Below are 3994 nucleotides of genomic sequence, written 5' to 3' on the forward strand. Positions count from 1 at the left end.
CTGGTTTTGGGGGCGGGTAGCCGCAAGGATATCGAGGGCGTGACGGCGTTTTTCCGGGTCATACAGGTCGACGGTGAACATCAGTTCGTCCACTTCCACTGAGTCAAGGATTCTGCCGAGCTGCTGGCTGATAGTGTCCGCGCTGCCCAGCAACTGCAATGCCAGGAAACTCTGCACCGCGGCTTGTTCCCCGCTGTTCCAGAGGCCGTCCATGGAGGCCACCGGGGGTCTCATCCACAGCGGCTGGCCTCTGAACAGTGCCAGAATGCGCTGATAGCTGGTGGTTGCCAGAAACCGCGCCTCTTCGTCGGTGTCGGCGGGGACGGCGGGCAGGGCCAGCATGGCGTAGGGCTGTTTCAGGGTATCGGACGGCCGGAACTGGCTACGGTATAGGTTCAGCGCCTCGCGGTACAGGCGCGGGGCAAAGTGCCCGGCAAAGGCATAGGGCAGTCCCCTTTGGGCCGCCAGTTGCGCGCTGTAGAGGCTGGAACCCAGGAGCCAGACCGGCACATTGGTGCCGGCGCCGGGAATGGCTTTTACCTGCTGACCGGACTTCAGGGGGCCGAGCAGGGTCTGTAACTGGGCCACGTCCTCCGGAAACTGTTCGGCGCCAAGATTGTCCCGGCGCAGCGCCCGGCTGGTGACCGGGTCGGTCCCGGGCGCGCGGCCAAGCCCCAGGTCAATGCGCCCCGGGTAGAGGCTTTCCAGGGTGCCGAACTGCTCGGCGACGACCAGGGGTGGATGATTGGGCAGCATAATGCCGCCGGAACCGACCCTCAGTGTTCTGGTCGCGCCCGCAATATGGCCTACCAGGACCGCGGTCGCAGAGCTGCTGATCCCTTCCATATTGTGATGCTCGGCGAGCCAGAACCGGTTGAATCCCAGTTTTTCGCCATGTCGGGCGTAAGCCACGCTGTTGGCCAGGGTCTGGCCGACGGAATCACCCTCTCTGACGGAAGCCAGCTCGAGCAGTGAATAGGGCAGTCTGCGGCCTGATGATTGGCCGCCGGATGCGAACGCTGTATGCGACATCGAAAGCTCCAGATTGAAAATACCCGCAAGGATAACAAATTCGTCAGGCGTTTCCCCGGATCACCACCAGCGCGGCAGCAGTCCACGAATATCCGGCTGCAAAAACCGGTCATCGATCAGCCAGATCACCCCCCGGTCCTGCTCGGTGCGGATTACCCGGCCTGCGGCCTGCACCACTTTCTGCATACCGGGTATCAGGTAGGTATAGGCCTGGCCCGCCTGAAAACGCCGGTCCAGTCGCTGGCGCAGGATTTCGTGCCAGTTGTCGAAGGGCGGGAGTCCCAGGGTTGCGATAAAGGCGCCGATCAGACGGTTCCCCGGAAGATCGATACCCTCGCTGAAAATGCCCCCCAGCACCGCAAACGCCACCCCTTCACTGTCTTCCCCGAACGCCTCCAGAAATTCCTGCCGTTGCGGGCCTGACATGCCCGGGCGCTGAACCCGCTGGGGGATGTCCGGCGCTGATTGTGCGAGTGCGTCGCTGACCTGGTCGAGATAGGCAAAGCTGCTGAAAAAGGCCAGGTAATTGCCCGGTCTCGCCCGGTACTGACCGGCGATCAACCGGGCAATGGGTACCAGGGAGCGCTCACGGTCAGGCTTGCGGGTACTGATATCCGGGGTGAAATGAACCTGAAGCTGGTCGGCATTAAAGGGCCCGGGCAGCGAGCGGAACAGGGTAGTGTCCGGCAGGCCCAGAAGGTCGCGGTAGTATTCCCCGGGGGACAGGGTGGCGGAAAACAGTAAGGTGGATTGCGCAGCGGCAAAACGTCCGGCCAGAAAGTCCGCTGGAATCAGATTCTGAATTGACAGACGGGCTTCACCCCGGCGCGGGCGGGCCAGCTCGCACAGTGAATGATCGCCAAAAACCTCCGCCAGCCGCGAAAAGGCCAGGCATTCGAACAACAGTTCCTGAAGGGCCAGGTCCGGCGGATGGTCCGCCAGGTAGTCGCCGATCGCCGACACCAGCCGGTTCAGGGCTGCAACCAGGCCGCCGGGCAGCGCGGTCAGATTTACCGCTGGTCCGCCAGGCCCGGGCGTCTGCTCCCGGAGCAGCGACTGCCAGGCCCGGGCAACACCGTTCAGGCCGGACTTGAGGGTTGCCGGGGCCTGCCGCTTTGCCCGCAGCAGCCGCCGCTGACTCAGGGTGACGGAGTACATGCTCCGGGCCCGGTCCACCAGGTTGTGGGCCTCGTCAATCAGCAGCCCGATCTGCCAGTTGTTCTGGCGGATCAGGGCGTGCAGCAGGGCGGACTGGTCAAACATGCGGTTGACGTCGGCGAAGACCAGGTCGCACCAGCGGGCCATCTCCTGGGCCAGAAAATAGGGGCAGATCTGGTGGTCCACTGCAATGCGGGCCAGGGTCTGCTGATTCAGAATGCCGGGGTGCCGGGCGGCAACCTGCCGGGCTGCCGGCAGACGATCAAAAAAGCCTTTGGCCAGCGGACAGGAATCGCCGTGGCAGGCCTTGTCCGGATGTTCACAGGCGTGATCTTTGGCCACCAGTTCCAGGATGCGGATTGGCACTGGTTCAGTCTGGGCACTGGCAAGGAGATCGACCGCGTCGATGGCTACCTGGCGGGCGGTGTTGCGGCTGGTGAGGTAGAACAGCCGGTGTTGCTTCGCCACCGGCATTGCCTTGAGTGCGGGAAACAGGGTGCCCATGGTTTTACCCAGGCCGGTCGGTGCTTCCAGCAGCAGGGACTGGTTGCGGACGCTGTTGACGTAAACCGTTTCCGCAAGTGCCCGTTGCCGGGGTCGGAAATCCGGGAAAGGCAATCTCAGTGCGGACAACGCCCGGTTTCGGGCCAGCTCATGAGCCTGTTCCTGTTCGGCCCAGCCGGCGTAAAGCGCGCAAAGCTGCTCGAGCTCCTGCCAGAGTGCGGCGGCGGTGGCGGTTTCGATGACCGGCGTTTCCCGGTCCTTGCCAACATCGTAATAGATCAGCGCAAGCTCTATTTCCGGGCGGTTTTGTTCCCGGCACAGCAGGGCGCCGTAGGCCCGTAACTGGGCGCGATGGAGATGGCGCTGGGCTTCGCGGACCCGGGACAGATCACCACGATGGGTCTTGATTTCCTCCAGCCGTCCAATAACCGGATCCCAGCCGTCGGCCCGGCCGCTGACCAGCAGGCTGCCACACCGGCCTGCCAGCACTCGCTCGCTCTGATAGCCAGGCCCGCGCCGGGCCTGGAGGGCGCCATGGCCGGCAATGCCCTCTTCCGCGGTGGGTGCCGGAGTATAGCGCAGGTCCAGGTCACCCTTACGGGCGGCGAACTCGCACAGGGTCCGCACGGCTACCCTTGGCGCACTCATCCGGCGCTTCCGGTCCAGCGCACGTAGCACACAGAGACCGGAATCTCATGGCTGACACAGAATTCCAGCCAGCGGGTCTGGTGGTCCTGCAGGCGGTCGCCCGGGCCTTTCACCTCGATCATTTCATAGCGCCGGTCGGGGTCAGCCTGGTCTGGCTGGAAACGGATCAGATCGGGGAAACCACTCCGGTGTTCCCGCAGGTTGTCCAGCAGGCGGCGGAACATCAGCTCGAGATGACGTGCCGGAATGCACTCCAGGGCCAGTTCCAGCAGGTCCTCCGGCAGCGCCGGCCAGATCACGAATGGTGAGGCAAGGCCCTGCTTCTGACGCCAGGTGTTACGGATGCGGGCTTTGTAATCGCCGGTGGCGAGGGCGCCGATGCAGTCCTCGAACAGTGCCTGCCTGCGTGCCACGAAATCTTCCCGATACAGATCCGCGGGGCCGCTATGGAACGGATGGAAAAACGCGCCGGGCACGGGCGCGAACAGGGCGCGCCAGCACAGCAGGCCAAACAGGCCATTGATCAGGGTGTTTTCGACATAGGCCACCGGAGCCTGCGGCCGGGTCAGGTGTTGCCCGACCGCCCACTCCACGGAATGTCCCTCCGGATTTTCCAGCGCCAGGGTAAAGCTCAGGAGCGCCGGGCGTGCAG

The 3994-nt window shown here is 64.0% G+C and carries 3 protein-coding genes; all 3 read right to left on the reverse strand.

Annotated elements, in window-relative coordinates:
* A partial coding sequence (locus tag VJ956_RS10375; RefSeq protein ID WP_324084506.1) for an LLM class flavin-dependent oxidoreductase occupies positions 1 to 1032 on the reverse strand: 1032 nt, incomplete at its 3' end.
* 60 nt (positions 1033 to 1092) lie between these two features.
* Positions 1093 to 3342 (reverse strand): ATP-dependent DNA helicase, encoded by a 2250-nt coding sequence (locus tag VJ956_RS10380; protein WP_324084509.1) that lies wholly within the window; start codon positions 3340 to 3342, stop codon positions 1093 to 1095.
* Positions 3339 to 3994 (reverse strand): VRR-NUC domain-containing protein (locus tag VJ956_RS10385; protein ID WP_324084511.1); only part of this gene is annotated, 656 nt, incomplete at its 5' end. The genes VJ956_RS10385 and VJ956_RS10380, both read right to left, overlap by 4 nt.

The sequence above is a fragment of the Marinobacter sp. genome, assembly GCF_035268745.1.
Lineage (GTDB): Bacteria > Pseudomonadota > Gammaproteobacteria > Pseudomonadales > Oleiphilaceae > Marinobacter.

Coding starts and splice junctions, on each gene's coding strand:
- VJ956_RS10380 (WP_324084509.1), bottom strand. CDS start 3,342: ATGAGTGCGCCAAGGGTAGCCGTGCGGACCCTGTGCGAGTTCGCCGCC.